The 13,624-nt window shown below is 71.1% G+C and carries 13 protein-coding genes; 7 read left to right on the plus strand and 6 right to left on the minus strand.

The window, feature by feature from the left end; genetic code table 11:
- Positions 1–6 precede the first annotated feature (6 nt).
- Positions 7–783, plus strand: a complete 777-nt coding sequence (locus ACFT32_RS05730; protein ID WP_382486180.1) for an SDR family oxidoreductase — start codon at positions 7–9, stop codon at positions 781–783.
- A 51-nt stretch (positions 784–834) separates the two neighbouring features.
- The gene (locus tag ACFT32_RS05735) at positions 835–1,839 is read left to right on the plus strand and encodes a Gfo/Idh/MocA family oxidoreductase (RefSeq protein ID WP_382486182.1); all 1,005 of its coding nucleotides are present in this window, start codon (positions 835–837) and stop codon (positions 1,837–1,839) included.
- A 21-nt stretch (positions 1,840–1,860) separates the two neighbouring features.
- Here ACFT32_RS05735 and ACFT32_RS05740 read toward each other — a convergent pair whose 3' ends face one another.
- Positions 1,861–2,463: a GPP34 family phosphoprotein gene (locus tag ACFT32_RS05740; protein WP_382486184.1), complete on the minus strand. Its 603-nt coding sequence runs from the start codon at positions 2,461–2,463 to the stop codon at positions 1,861–1,863.
- Positions 2,464–2,586: 123 nt separating this feature from the next.
- Between ACFT32_RS05740 and ACFT32_RS05745 the strand changes: the two genes are divergently transcribed.
- A complete protein-coding gene (locus tag ACFT32_RS05745) occupies positions 2,587–3,603 on the plus strand; it encodes a Gfo/Idh/MocA family protein (protein ID WP_382486185.1) in 1,017 nt (338 codons plus the stop codon).
- A 54-nt stretch (positions 3,604–3,657) separates the two neighbouring features.
- On the opposite strand, the gene ACFT32_RS05750 is transcribed toward ACFT32_RS05745, so the two are convergent.
- The 5 genes from ACFT32_RS05750 to ACFT32_RS05770 are packed head-to-tail and all read right to left on the minus strand — an operon-like array spanning position 3,658 to position 8,597.
- Entirely contained in the window at positions 3,658–4,680 is a 1,023-nt protein-coding gene (locus ACFT32_RS05750) for a Gfo/Idh/MocA family protein (RefSeq protein ID WP_382486187.1), read from the minus strand.
- 18 nt (positions 4,681–4,698) lie between these two features.
- Entirely contained in the window at positions 4,699–5,601 is a 903-nt protein-coding gene (locus tag ACFT32_RS05755) for a sugar phosphate isomerase/epimerase family protein (protein WP_382486189.1), read from the minus strand.
- Between the two features lies 1 nt (position 5,602).
- On the minus strand, positions 5,603–6,496 hold the full coding sequence (locus ACFT32_RS05760; RefSeq protein WP_382486191.1) for an ATP-binding cassette domain-containing protein: 894 nt from the start codon (positions 6,494–6,496) through the stop codon (positions 5,603–5,605).
- Positions 6,497–6,501: 5 nt separating this feature from the next.
- Positions 6,502–7,578 carry an ABC transporter permease gene (locus tag ACFT32_RS05765; protein ID WP_382486193.1) on the minus strand — a complete coding sequence of 359 codons (1,077 nt, stop codon included), beginning with the start codon at positions 7,576–7,578 and terminating at the stop codon, positions 6,502–6,504.
- Positions 7,578–8,597 carry a sugar ABC transporter substrate-binding protein gene (locus ACFT32_RS05770; RefSeq protein ID WP_382486195.1) on the minus strand — a complete coding sequence of 340 codons (1,020 nt, stop codon included), beginning with the start codon at positions 8,595–8,597 and terminating at the stop codon, positions 7,578–7,580. The genes ACFT32_RS05765 and ACFT32_RS05770 overlap by 1 nt, the downstream gene beginning before the upstream one ends.
- A 323-nt stretch (positions 8,598–8,920) precedes the next feature.
- On the opposite strand from ACFT32_RS05770, the gene iolC reads away from it, so the two are divergent.
- From iolC to iolD, 4 genes are read left to right on the plus strand one after another with little or no spacing between them, the layout of a single operon-like run.
- Positions 8,921–9,898, plus strand: a complete 978-nt coding sequence (gene iolC, locus ACFT32_RS05775) for a 5-dehydro-2-deoxygluconokinase (RefSeq protein ID WP_382486196.1) — start codon at positions 8,921–8,923, stop codon at positions 9,896–9,898.
- A 13-nt stretch (positions 9,899–9,911) separates the two neighbouring features.
- Entirely contained in the window at positions 9,912–10,790 is an 879-nt protein-coding gene (locus tag ACFT32_RS05780; protein ID WP_382486198.1) for a deoxyribose-phosphate aldolase, read from the plus strand.
- Between the two features lie 57 nt (positions 10,791–10,847).
- Complete coding sequence (gene iolB / locus ACFT32_RS05785; RefSeq protein ID WP_382486200.1) at positions 10,848–11,741, plus strand: 5-deoxy-glucuronate isomerase; 894 nt, start codon at positions 10,848–10,850, stop codon at positions 11,739–11,741.
- Positions 11,738–13,621, plus strand: a complete 1,884-nt coding sequence (iolD, locus tag ACFT32_RS05790) for a 3D-(3,5/4)-trihydroxycyclohexane-1,2-dione acylhydrolase (decyclizing) (protein ID WP_382486202.1) — start codon at positions 11,738–11,740, stop codon at positions 13,619–13,621. The genes iolB and iolD overlap by 4 nt, the downstream gene beginning before the upstream one ends.
- The last annotated feature ends 3 nt before the right edge of the window (positions 13,622–13,624 follow it).

The following is a 13,624-nucleotide window of genomic DNA, read 5'->3' on the forward strand; positions in this document are numbered from 1 at the left end:
GAATTCGTGGGACTTCTCGACGACAAGGTCGTCCTGGTCAACGGCGGCAGCCAGGGCGTCGGCGCCGCCGTCGCGCGGGCCGCGGTCCGCGAGGGGGCGGTCGTGGCCGTCACCGGGCGGCGTCCCGAGCCGGGCGAGGCCCTGGTGGAGGAGCTGATCGCCGCGGGCGGCAAGGCCCTGTACATACGGGCCGACCTGTCGGACGCCGAGCAGGCGAAGGCCTCCGTGGCCCGGGTAGTCCAGGCGTACGGCCGCGTCGACTGCCTGGTGAACTCGGCCGGGCTGACCTCCCGCGGGACGCTGCTGGACACCACGCCCGAGCTGTTCGACCAGCACATCGGGATCAACCTCAAGGGACCGTTCTTCGCCATGCAGGCGGCGGTCGCGGACATGGTCGCGCGCGAGGCGCCCGGCACGGTCGTCAACATCATCACGTCGTCGGCACACGGCGGGCAGCCGTTTCTCGCGCCGTACGTCGCCGCGAAGGCGGGGCTGATCGGGCTGACCCGCAACGCCGCGCACGCGCACCGGTGGGACCGGGTCCGGATCAACGGGCTGAACATCGGCTGGACCGCGACGGAGGGCGAGGACGCGACCCAGCGGGCGTTCCACGGGGCCGGCGACGACTGGCGTGAGCAGGCCGCGGAGAAGTTGCCGATGGGCAGGCTGGGCCGGCCGGACGAGATCGCCGACTTCGTGGTCCTCCTGCTGTCGGATCGGTCCGGGGTGGTCACCGGGTCGATCATCGATTGGGATCAGAACGTGCTCGGTGGACTCGACTGAGGAACAAAGGCGCGTAGTAGCACCCCCCGTTTACACCAAGGAGCAACACCCATGCGTATCGGAATCCTCGGCCTCGGCCGTATCGGCGCCTTCCACGCCGAGACCCTCTCCGGGCTCGACGCCGTCGAGTCGCTCGTCGTCACCGACCCGTTCGCGGGTGCCGCCAAGGCCGCGGCCGAGCGGTTCGGCGCCGAGGTCGTGGACTCGCCCGAGGCCCTGCTGGCCGCCGGCGTGGACGGTATCGTCGTCGCGGCGGCGACCGACGCCCACCCGGCCCTGATCCTGGCCGGGGTCGAGGCCGGTGTCCCCGTCTTCTGCGAGAAGCCCGTCGCCAGGACCATGAGCGAGGGCGTCGAGGTGCTCAAGGCCGTCCAGGGCAGGGACGTGCCGATCCAGATCGGCTACAACCGCCGTTTCGACGCCGGGTTCGTCGCCGCGCGGGCCGCCGTCCAGGCCGGTGAGCTGGGCAAGCTGCACACCGTGCGGTCGACCACGCTGGACCCGGCGCCGCCCCCGGCCGCGTACATCGCCGCCTCCGGCGGTATCTTCCGCGACTGCTCGGTGCACGACTTCGACATCATCCGCTGGGTGACCGGCCGTGAGGTGACCGAGGTGTACGCCGTGGGCGGCAATCGGGGCGCCGACTACATCAAGGAGGCCGGTGACGCCGACACCACCGGCGCGATCCTCACCCTCGACGACGGCACGATCGCCGTGGTCTCCAACTCCCGGCACAACGCCCGCGGTCACGACGTTCGCATGGAGATCCACGGTTTCACGGACTCCATCGCCGTAGGCCTGGAGGACAAGCTGCCGCTGCGCTCGGTCGAGCCGGGCGTCACCTTCCCCGCGGGCACCCCGCACGACTTCTTCATGGACCGGTTCACCGAGGCCTACCGCGCCGAACTGACCGCGTTCACCGAGGTCGTCGCCGGCACCCGCCGCTCCCCCTGCACGATCGAGGACGCCCTGGAGGCGGGCTGGATCGCCGACGCGTGCACACTGTCGCTGCATGAGCACCGTCCCGTGACCATCGAGGAGGTACGGGTGGCCTGAGGACGTGGCGGCCGCCGCGGCTCACGGAGCGCGCCAGACGTTCGCGAACGCCTCGTCCTCGATGGCGCGTCGACGGCGGACGGCGCCCAGTTCCGTCACAGCGTCGACCACCGCGGCGAGCACGGCCCGGGCCGCGTCGTCGGGCTCCGGAAGGTCCTCGGGCACCTCCTCACGCGCCCCGACGGCCGCCGCGAGTGTGGCGAGCACCGGCTCGTCGGTCGCCCCGCGGTGCAGGGCGCGCTGCCGGGCAGGGGACTCGACCGGCTCCGGCCCGGTGCCGCGGAAGGGGATCCAGGAAGCTCGCGGCCGTGCGACGACCCCCTCTTCCTGGAGGACGGTCAAGTACTCCTCGGCCAGTCCACGGCCCCTGCGCCACAGCCAGTCCTCGATCGGCTCGTACGGCGCGTCGCGCACGAGCGCCGTCGCGGCCTGCTCCAGCAGAGGGTCGTCGAGGGACGGCGCCGGGCGGGACACGATGCGGTCGCCGTCCAGCGTCACCACCTCGGCACCGAGCAGGTCGATCACCTCGGCACCGGCCAGCCCGAGCGACAGGTCGCCCTGCGTCACCTCTCGGCTCGTGGCCGCGTCCGTCGCCACGATCATCAGGTCGCGTGCTGTACCCATCACCGCTCCCCTCGGAGGCACTGATCACGCTACGCCGCTGCCGCCCGCGGGGCGACCACGATCTTTGTCCACACTGTCGACGCACGAGCACCGTCCCGTGACGAACGAGGAGGAATGGCAGGCATGAGCGAACCAGGCCGGGAACCCCTGCGCATAGGACTGCTGGGAGCCGCGCGGATCACCGAACGCTCCCTGATCGACCCGGCCCGGGCGACCGGCCACCGTCTCGTCGCGGTGGCCGCCCGCGACCGTGCCCGGGCCGAGGCGTTCGCCGCCGGGCACGGTGTGGAGCGGGTGGTGGGCTCGTACGCCGAGCTGGTGGCCGATCCGGAGATCGACGTCGTCTACAACCCGCTCGCCAACGGCCTGCACGGCCCGTGGAACCTGGCCGCCCTCGCGGCGGGCAAGCACGTCCTGTCGGAGAAGCCGTCGGCGAGCAACACGGAGGAGGCGGCGGCGGTACGGCAGGCCGCCCGGAAGGCCGGGACGGTCTTCATGGAGGCCTTCCACTACCTCTTCCATCCCGTCACCCGCCGTCTGCACGAGCTGCTGGCCTCGGGCGAACTCGGCGAACTGCGGCACGTCGAGGCCATGGTCGCCATCGCCGCGCCGCCGGACACCGACCCGCGCTGGTCGCTGCCGCTGGCCGGCGGCGCCCTGATGGACCTGGGCTGCTACAGCCTGCACGCGCTGCGGATGCTGGCCCCCTGGGCGGGCGGCGCACCGCGTCCGGCCGGGGCCCGGGGCGGGGAGCGGGCGGGCGCGCCCGGGGTCGACGAGTGGCTGGACGCCGATCTGGAGTTCCCCGGCGGCGCGACGGGCTCCGCCCGCTGTCACATGGCCTACGACGGGCTGGACATGAGCATCCGGATCGTCGGCTCCCGGGGCGAGGCGACGGCCCCGAACTTCGTGCTGCCCCAGCTGGACGACCGGATCGTGGTCCGCACCCCGGAGGGCGAGCGCACGGAACGGCTCGGGACGCGCTCGTCGTACACGTACCAGCTGGAGGCGTTCGCCGCCGCGGTGCGGGACGGTGCTCCGCTGCCGCTGGACGCGGAGGACGCGGTGACGACGATGGAGCTCATCGACGCCTGTTACCTAAAGGCCGGGTTCGAGCCCCGGCCGCGGACCAGGATCTGACGCACACAGAAAGGGCCCGGGGCGTGGCCCCGGGCCCTTTCACGCATACAGCGTTCACGCGTACAGCGCGGGTTTCTCCACGAGTTCGACCTCGACCCGGCCGCCGTCCTCCAGCGCCCGTACACCCGCCTCGCACACGGCCGCGGCGGCGTAGCCGTCCCAGACGCCGGGGCCGGTGACCTCGCCGCGCCGGGTGGCGTCGACCCAGGCCTGGATCTCGTGGTCGTAGGCCGTCTCGAAGCGTTCGGTGAAGTCCTGGGCGATGGTGCCGCCCCAGCGGCCGGCCATATTGGTGACCAGGGCGTGGCCGTCGCCGATGCGGGCGGTGCCGCGTTCGCAGACCACCTCGGCCTGGACCTGGTAGCCGAAGCCGCAGTTGACGAAGATCTCCACGTCGGAGAGGGCGCCGCCGTCGGTCTCGAAGACGACGAACTGCGGATCGCGCAGCCCGTCGGGGGCGTTGGCGGACGGGGCCGGGCGCAGCACCGTGACGGCCGTGATCTCGTGGCCGAGCAGCCAGCGGGTCGCGTCGGCCTCGTGGGCGACGGAGTCCGTGATGAGCATGGTGCTGGTGAAGAAGGGCGGGCTGGCCGCGTTGCGGTGCCGGTTGTGCACCATCAGCGGGCGGCCCAGCTGGCCGGTGGTCAGCAGGGCCTTCAGCTTCGCGTACTCGGGGTCGTAGCGGCGCATGAAGCCGACCTGGACCCGGCGGTGGCCGAGGCGCGTTTCGGCTTCGAGGACGCGCAGGGCGGAGGCCGCGTCGGGGGTGAGCGGCTTCTCGCACAGGACGGGCAGATCGTGCTCGAAGGCGGCGAGCAGCGTGGCCTCGTGGGCCGGGCCCGGTGAGGCGATCAGGACGGCCTCGACGTCGGCCGCCGCCATGGCGGCGGCCGGGTCCGTGTAGGCGGCGCAGCCGTCGACGCGGGCGGCGACGGCTTTCGCGCGTTCCGCGTCGACGTCCACGACGGCTGTCACCCGTGCTCCGCTGGTGACTTCATGGATGCGGCGCACATGGTCGGCGCCCATCCTTCCGGTACCGATGACCGCGACTCCGAGGGTGGTGGCGCGCTCAGTCATGGCCGTCCTTTCGGGTCGTCAGGCGCCGCAGGACCTCAGGAACTTACGGGTGCGCACCGCGATCGGCAGCGGCTTGTCCGGCTCGCAGGGGTACATGTCCTGCTCGACGATGGCGAAGAGGTCCACGCCCAGCTTCTGCGCGGCCGTCAGGACCGGGCCCAGCTCGGGCACACCGGCGGGCGGTTCGCACATCACACCGCGCGCCACCGCGGGGCCGAACGGCACCTCGTTCTTCACCACGTCGGCGAGGATGTCCGGGTCGACCTGCTTGAGGTGGAGGTAGCCGATGCGCTCGCCGTACGTCTCGATCAGCTTGACGCTGTCGCCGCCGCAGTAGGCGTAGTGCCCGGTGTCCAGGCAGAGGTTGACCGCGTCGGAGTCGGTCGAGTCGAGGAACTGCTCGACGTGCTCCTCGGTGTCGATGTGGGTGTCGGCGTGCGGGTGGACGACGATGTCCAGGCCGTACTTGTCCTTCACCTCACGGCCGAGGCGCTCCATGCCCGTGGTGAGGTTGCGCCACTGCTCGGTGGTGAGCTCCGGGGGCTCCAGGATCTCGGCGGTCTTGTCGTCGCGCCAGAAGGACGGGATGACGACGAGGTGCTTGGCGTCCATGGCCTGGGTGAGCGCGGCCACGTTGCTGACCTGCTCCCAGGTGGAGTCCCACTCGGAGGGGCCGCGGTGCAGACCGCAGAAGATCGTGCCGGCGGAGACCTTCAGGTTCCGCTTGGTCACCTCGTCGGTGAGCCGGGCCGGGTCGGTCGGCAGGTAGCCGTACGGGCCGAGTTCGATCCACGAGTAGCCGGCTTCGGCGACCTCGTCGAGGAAGCGTACCCAGGGCACCTGCTGGGGGTCGTCGGGGAACCAGACGCCCCAGGAGTCGGGGGCGGAGCCGACCCGGATGCGGTCGAGCGCGAGGGCCATGTCAGGACTTTCCTTCCGAAGACGAGGCTACGGGGGCGGTGAGGTCTCCCGCCTCGGGGAGCTCTTCGACGTCGACGCCGCGTACCTGCGCCAACTCGTGCTTGAGGGAGGCCAGTTCGGTACCGCCGGCCATGTGGTTGGTCAGTTCTTCGAGGCTGACCTCGCTGCGGGAGGCGGACAGTTCCATGGTGCCGAGGCGCAGCACGCTGAAGTGGTCGCCGACCATGTAGGCGTGGTGCGGGTTGTGGGTGATGAAGATGACGCCCAGGCCCTTCTCGCGGGCGGCGGCGATGTACTTCAGCACGACACCGGACTGCTTGACGCCGAGGGCGGCCGTCGGCTCGTCGAGGATCAGGACCCGGGCGCCGAAGTAGACGGCGCGGGCGATGGCCACGCACTGGCGCTGGCCGCCGGAGAGCGTGCCGATGGGCTGCTCCATGTCGTCCAGGACGATGCCCATGTTGCGCAGCTCTTCGTCCGCGGTCTTCTTCATCTTCTCGATGTCGAGACGGCGGACCGGCCAGGGGCCCTTGGTCATCTCGGAGCCGAGGAAGAAGTTGCGCCACACCGGCATCAGCGGGACGACCGCGAGGTCCTGGTACACGGTGGCGATGCCCTTGTCGAGGGCCTCGCGCGGGGTGGAGAAGCGCACCGGTGCGCCGTCGACGAGGAACTGGCCCTCGGTGTGCTGGTGCAGCCCGGAGATGATCTTGATGAGGGTGGACTTGCCGGCGCCGTTGTCGCCGAGGACGCAGGTCACCTTGCCGGGGTGGACGGTGAGGTCGACGCCGTGCAGGGCCCGGATGTTGCCGTAGGACTTGCCTGCGCCCTTGAGTTCGACGAGAGCGGCGTCCTTGGTGGCGGCCTCGTCGGTGGCGGTTGCTTCGCTGGTCATTGCGGTCACCTCCGGGTCGCCGTGCGCTGGACCCACAGATTGATGAGGACGGCGCCGAGGAGCATCACGCCGAGGAAGGCCTTGAACCAGTCGGGGTTCCAGCCGGCGTAGACGATGCCCTGCTGCACCATGCCGAACATGAAGGCGCCGAAGACCGGGCCGATCGCGGAGCCGTAGCCGCCGGTGAGCAGACAGCCGCCGATGACGGCGGCGGCGATGTAGATGAGCTCCTGGCCCACGCCCTCGCCGGACTGCACGGTGTTGAAGGAGAACAGCTGGTGCATGCCGACGAACCAGGCGCCGAAGCCGACCAGCATGAACAGGGAGATCTTGGTGAAGGTCACCGGGACACCGACGGCCCGGGCGGAATACTTGTTGCCGCCGACCGCGAAGATCCAGTTGCCGTACTTGGTGCGCAGCAGCACCCAGGTGGCCAGGGCCGCGAAGACCAGCCACCACACCACGGTGATCTTGACGTTGACCCCGCCGACGTTGAAGGTCGAGGCGAAGAGCTTCTGCGCCTGGGTGAAGCCGTCCATGTCGCTGATGTCGTCGGTGGCCACGTTCTCGGTGACCAGCTTGGTGACGGCCAGGTTCACGCCCTGAAGGATCAGGAACGTGCCCAGGGTGACGAGGAAGCTCGGCAGGCCCGTCTTGACCAGCAGCCAGCCGTTGAACGCGCCGATCGCGAGCGACACGATCAGGGCGACGATCACGCCCACCCAGACGTTCAGGGTCAGCTGGTAGCTGAGCATCGACGCGGTCAGCGCCGAGGTGATCACGGCGACACCGGCCGACAGGTCGAACTCGCCGCCGATCATCAGCAGGGCCACGGGCAGCGCCATGATCCCGATGGTCGACGACTGGTACAGGATGTTGGCCATCGAGCTGCCGTCGCGCACCGGCGGCGCCGTGAACAGGAAGAACACGAGCACGGCGACGGCACCGAGGAAGACGCCGACCTCGGGCCGGGCGAGCAGCCGCAGCGCCAGCGGGCGCTCCCGCGTCCGGCCGTCGGACTGCTTCCGGCCGGGGGCCGGCGGTGTGTCCACCGCCGGCGTGGCCTGCTGGGTCATGCTCATCACCGGTTGCCCTTCGCGGCGAACTCCCCGATCTTGTCGACGTTGGCCTTGTCGACGAAGGCCGGGCCGGTCAGCACGGGCTGCTCACCGCCACCGCTGTAGTTGCCGTTGTTCTTGTAGAGCCACAGGCCGTCGACCGCCAGGTAGCCCTGGAGGTAGGGCTGCTGGTCGACGGCGAACTGGATGTCGCCGCCCTTGATGGACTTGATGAGGTCCTTGTTGAGGTCGAAGGTGGCGACCTTCGCCTTGCTGCCGGCGTCACCGACCGACTGCACCGCGGTCAGCGCGAAGGGGGCGCCGAGGGTGACGACGTAGTCGATGGACGGGTCCTGCTTCAGCTTGGCGGTGATCGTCGACTTCACGCCCGGCATGTCGGTGCCGTTGACGTTCTGGGTGTCGAGCTTGCCCTCGAAGGTCTTCTCCACGCCGTCGCAGCGCTGGGTCAGGCCGACGTTGCCCTGCTCCTGCACGACGCAGAGGGCGTGCTTGGCGCCGACCTCGTTGAGCTTCTTGCCGAAGGCCTCGCCGGCGACGGACTCGTCCTGGCCGAAGAACTCCAGCAGGTTGAGGTTCTTCCAGTCGCTCAGGCCGGAGTTGAGGCCGACGACGGGTATGCCGGACTTCTCGGCCTTGCCTATGACGCCCTTGAGCGCGTCCGGCTTGGCGAGGGTGACGGCGATGCCGTCGACCTTCTGGTCGATCGCGTTCTGGACCAGGTTGGCCTGGTTGCCAGCGTTCGGGTCGGCGGAGTAGACGAGCTTGATGTTGTCCTTGGCGGCCGCGGCCTCGGCACCCTTGCGGACGGTGTCCCAGAAGGTGTCGCCGGGCGCCTGGTGGGTGACCAGGGCGACGGTCATGCGCGGCGTGGTCGCCTTGCCGGCGGAGGCGTTCGCTGCGCCTTCCTCGGCACCCTTGCCCCCGGAACTGCTGGAGCAGCCGGCGAGAGTCAGGGCCGCTGCCGCGGCCACGGCGACGACGGGCGCGATTCTGCGGGAGCGGGGGTGAGAAGAGCGGTCCATCTTTCCTGGCACCTCACTGTGCTACTGCGGGGGAAAGGGGAGGGATCACGAAGGGATCCGTGGTCCCGGAGCCTTACGGAGTCCGGATCATGATGCCGCAAACAGACTGTGGCGATGCCACGGGATACAAGTCCCTGCCGCGCCCGCTGTCAATACTTTGTTAAGACATCATTTCACAAGCAGGTCCGAATGTAAGTACAAACTATTGACAGCGCCGCCCCCCGAGACCTACACCTGAGGGGCGGCAGGTCCCATGAGTCCACGCCCCCACCGTGTCAGGGCACCCCGGGACCCGCATCCCCAGCTTCCCGAGGAGGTCGCGCATGGCCGGGCCGGCACAGCATTTCGACTTGATCACGATGGGGCGCATCGGCGTCGACCTCTATCCCCTGCAGACCGGGGCCTCCCTGGACCGTGTGGAGACGTTCGGGAAATTCCTGGGAGGTTCGGCGGCCAATGTGTCGGTCGCGGCGGCCCGCCTGGGACGCCGTACGGCGGTGATCACCCGTACCGGAGACGACCCCTTCGGCACCTATCTGCACGAGGAGCTGAAGTCCTTCGGCGTCGACGACCGCTGGGTCACCCCGGTCGAGGCGTACCCCACTCCGATCACGTTCTGCGAGATCTTCCCGCCGGACGACTTCCCGCTGTACTTCTACCGCCGCCCCAAGGCCCCGGATCTGGAGATCCACACCGACGAGCTGGACTTCTTCGCGATCCGCGGGGCCCGCATCTTCTGGATCACCGGCACCGGCCTGAGCGAGGAGCCGAGCCGCTCCGCCACGCTCGCCGCCCTCAAGGCCCGCGACAAGTCGGGCATCACGGTCTTCGACCTCGACTGGCGGCCGATGTTCTGGCGCGACCCCGACGAGGCCCGCCCGTACTACCGCGAGGCACTGCGCCACGCCACCGTCGCGGTCGGCAACCTCGACGAGTGCGAGATCGCCACCGGCGTGCGCGAACCGCAGGCCTGCGCCGACGCGCTGCTGGAGGCGGGCGTGGAGCTGGCCGTCGTCAAGCAGGGCCCCAAGGGCGTGCTCGCCGTGCACCGCGACGGCACCCGGGCCGAGGTGCCGCCGGTGCCGGTCGAGGTCGTCAACGGCCTGGGCGCGGGCGACGCCTTCGGCGGCTCGCTCTGCCACGGCCTGCTCTCCGGCTGGGACCTGGAGAAGATCATGCGCCACGCCAACGCCGCCGGCGCCCTCGTCGCCTCCCGCCTCGCCTGCTCCTCCGCGATGCCGACCGAGTCCGAGGTCGCCGGCCTCCTCGCCGAGGCGTCGTCGCCGAGCACGAGCCTCTGAAACGGAGCCCGCATTGAACATCGGCATCCCCGACCTCACCACGGTCAGAGCCAGGAACCCCGAGGCGGTCGCCGAAGCGGCCGCCCGCCGGGTGCGCCGCCCGCTGATCGGCGACAGCGGCCGGCTGATGATCGTGGCCGCCGACCACCCGGCGCGCGGCGCCCTCGCGGTCGGCGACCGGCGCCTGGCCATGGCCAACCGCGCCGAGCTGCTGGAACGGCTGTGTGCCGCGCTGTCCCGGCCCGGCGTCGACGGGGTGCTCGCCACCGCCGACATCCTGGAGGACCTGCTCCTGCTCGGGGTGCTGGAGAACAAGGTCGTGATGGGCTCGATGAACCGCGGCGGACTCGCCGGGGCCTCCTTCGAGATGGACGACCGTTTCACCGGTCACCGCGCCGAGGACATCGCCCGGCTCCGCTTCGACGCGGGCAAGCTCCTGGTGCGCATCGACTACGACGACCCGGGCTCGCTGACCACCCTGGAGTCCACGGCCCGTGCCGTCGACGCCATGGCGGCCCACCGGCTCCCCCTGTTCGTGGAGCCGTTCATCTCCCGGCGGGTCGACGGCAGGGTCCGCAACGACCTGTCCGCCGACGCGGTCACCCGGTCCGTCGCCATCGCCTCGGGGCTGGGCGGCACCTCCGCCTACACCTGGCTGAAGCTGCCCGTCACCGACGACCCGGACGACATGGCCGAGGTGCTGGAGACCTCCACGCTGCCGGTCGTCCTGCTCGGCGGCGAGGTCGGCGAGGACCAGGAGGGCGCCTACGAACGCTGGCGCAAATGCCTGCGTCTGCCCACCGTCCAGGGCCTGGTCGTCGGGCGTTCGCTGCTCTACCCGGCCGAGGGCAGCGTGGAAGAGGCCGTGGACACGGCCGTCGGCCTGCTGTGATGCACAAGGCACCTGCTGTGTTGCAAGAGGCACCTGCTGTGATCCGAAAGGCACACGATGACGTATCACCTTCCCGCGGGTAAGGCCCTCGGCGGCCCCTACACCGTCGACATCACGCCCGAGAGGGCCGGCTGGGGCCACTCCGGCCTGCGGATCCTGGAGCTGCCGCCGGGCGGCGCGCACTCCTTCGAGACCGGCGACAGCGAGTGGATCGTCGTCCCGCTGAGCGGCGGCTGCACGGTCGCCGCGGCGGACGACTTCGGCCGGGACACCTTCGAACTCCAGGGCCGCCGGGACGTCTTCAGCGGCGTCAGCGACTTCGCCTACGTGCCGCGCGACGCCCGCGCGACCGTGACGTCCGCCGCGGGCGGGCGGTTCGCGCTGACCGGCGCGCGCTGCGACCGCCGGCTGCCCGCCCGCTACGGAGCGGCCTCCGACGTGCCCGTGGAGCTGCGGGGCACCGGGAACTGCTCCCGGCAGGTCAACAACTTCGGCGCGGCGGGCGTGTTCGAGTGCGACAAGCTCATCGCGGTCGAGGTGATCACGCCGGGCGGCAACTGGTCGTCGTTCCCGCCGCACAAGCACGACGAGCACCGGCCGGGCGAGGAGTCCGTGCTGGAGGAGATCTACTACTTCGAGTTCGCCGGCCACGACGGCATCCCCGGCCTCGGCTACCAGCGGGTGTCCCCGTCCGGCCCCGGCCGCGACACCGACGTACTGGCCGAGGTCCGCGACGGCGACGTCGTCCTCATCCCGGACGGCTGGCACGGGCCCTCGATGGCCACACCCGGCCACCACATGTACTACCTCAACGTCATGGCGGGCCCGGAGGCCGAGCGCGCCTGGCTGATCTGCGACCACCCCGACCACGCCTGGGTCCGCGACACCTGGCCGGACCAGCCGGTCGACCCCCGGCTCCCCCTCTACACCGCCCCGGAGACCTCCGCATGAACGCCCGCACCCGCCGACTGACGACCGCCCAGGCCCTGGTGCGGTTCCTGTCCGCCCAGTACACCGAGCGGGACGGCGTGCGGCGCCGGCTGATCGCCGGGACCTGGGGCATCTTCGGCCATGGCAACGTTGCCGGCGTCGGCCAGGCGCTGATGGAGGCAGGCATCGGGCAAGGCGCCGTCATGCCGTTCCACCAGGGCCGCAACGAGCAGTCCATGGTGCACGCGGCGGTCGGCTACGCCCGGCAGCTGAACCGGCTGTCGGCGCAGGCGGTGACGACCTCCATCGGCCCGGGCGCCACCAACCTGGTCACGGGCGCGGCCCTGGCGACGATCAACCGGCTGCCGGTGCTGCTGCTGCCCGGCGACTACTTCGCCTCGCACGCCCCCGACCCGCTGCTCCAGCAGCTGGAGCACCCCGTCGAGGCGGATGTGTCGGTCAACGACACGCTGCGCCCGGTGTCGCGGTACTTCGACCGGATCACCCGGCCCGAGGCGCTGATCCCCTCGGCGCTCCAGGCCATGCGGGTGCTGGCCGACCCGGCCGAGACCGGCGCCGTCACCCTCGCCCTGCCCCAGGACGTCCAGGCGGAGGCGTACGACTGGCCGGAGGAGTTCTTCGCCGAGCGCGTCTGGTACGTACGGCGTCCCGCGCCGGACCCGGTGGAGCTGGCGGCGGCCGTCGAGGCGATCCGGGCCGCCGAGCGCCCGCTGATCGTCGCGGGCGGCGGCGTCCACCACAGCGAGGCCGAGCAGGCGCTCAAGGCGTTCGTGGAGGCCACGGGCGTCCCGGTCGCCTCCACCCAGGCCGGCAAGGGCTCGCTGCGCCACGACCACCCGGCCGACCTCGGCGGTATCGGCCACACCGGCACGGCCGTCAGCGACGACCTCGCCCGCACCGCCGACCTGGTGATCGGTGTGGGCACCCGCTACACGGACTTCACCACGGCCTCCGGCACGCTCTTCCAGAACCCGGAGGTACGGTTCCTCAACCTCAACATCACCGGCTTCGACGCGCACAAGCTGGCCGCGCGCACGCTGGTCTGCGACGCGAGGTCCGGCCTGGAGAAGCTGCTGGACGCGCTCTCCGGCCACCGCGTGAGCGAGGCCTACGAGGCGGAGTACCGCGCCGGCAAGGAACGCTGGGACGAGGTCGTCGAGGCCGTCTACCGCGCCGACGACGAGAACGCCGTGCCGACCCAGACGCAGGTGCTCGGCGCGCTGGACGCGGCCGTCGGTGACGACGACGTGGTGATCAACGCCGCCGGCTCGCTCCCGGGCGATCTGCACAAGCTGTGGCGCGCCCGCGGCCCGCGCCAGTACCACCTGGAGTACGGCTACTCCTGCATGGGCTACGAGATCCCGGCCGGTATCGGCGTCCAGCAGGCCGCCCCGGGCACCCCGGTCTGGGCACTGGTCGGCGACGGCACCTATCTGATGATGCCGACGGAGATCGTCACGGCCGTCCAGGAGGGCCTGCCCGTCAACATCGTCCTCATCCAGAACCACGGCTACGCCTCCATCGGCGGTCTGTCGCAGGAGACCGGCGGCGAGCGCTTCGGCACCGCCTACCGCTTCCGGGCCGCCGACGGCACCTTCACCGGCGCCCCGCTCCCCGTCGACCTGGCCGCCAACGCCGCCAGCCTCGGCATGGACGTGCTGCGCGCCAAGACCGTGCGCGAACTGCGCGAGGCACTGGCCGCGGCCCGCGCCTCCGAGCGGCCGACGTGCGTCTACGTCGAGACCGACCCGGCCCCTACCGCGCCCCCGGCCGAGGCCTGGTGGGACGTGCCGGTGGCCGAGACCGCCTCCCGCGAGGCCGCCGTGGAGGCCCGCGAGCGCTACGACCGCCAGGTCGCCGATCGCCGCCGCCACCTCTGAACT

Source organism: Streptomyces sp. NPDC057002, from assembly GCF_042673825.1.
In the GTDB taxonomy this organism is placed as follows: Bacteria; Actinomycetota; Actinomycetes; order Streptomycetales; family Streptomycetaceae; genus Streptomyces.